Below are 258 nucleotides of genomic sequence, written 5' to 3'. Positions count from 1 at the left end.
CATCATGAAGCGCTGACCTGGATGGTTCCATCCGCCATCACCGTGCCGGACAGGATTTTGCCGCTGTCGATGTTGCGAACCTTGACGAGGTCGCCCGCGGCTCCTGGTTGCAGCGTCACGGCGGTCGCCGAGATCGTCAGGCCGCCGGCGATGAAGAAGATCTGCACGGAGGCACCCTGTTCGACCAGCCAGGCCTCGCGGATGGCGGCGGAGGGAATGTAGCGGCCGGGCAGCAAGGTGCGCTTGGCGACCTTGCCA

1 protein-coding gene is annotated in these 258 nt (G+C 65.5%); it reads right to left on the bottom strand.

What is annotated here, in order from left to right:
• Positions 1–2 precede the first annotated feature (2 nt).
• The coding region (gene flgA, locus P9236_RS30730) for a flagellar basal body P-ring formation chaperone FlgA (RefSeq protein ID WP_278078218.1) at positions 3–258 on the bottom strand (256 nt) is incomplete at its 5' end.

The organism is Mesorhizobium sp. WSM4884 (genome assembly GCF_029625675.1).
In the GTDB taxonomy this organism is placed as follows: Bacteria; Pseudomonadota; Alphaproteobacteria; order Rhizobiales; family Rhizobiaceae; genus Mesorhizobium.
The sequence above is the reverse complement of the archived record's forward strand: the minus strand, read 5'-3'. Positions and strand labels throughout refer to the sequence as shown.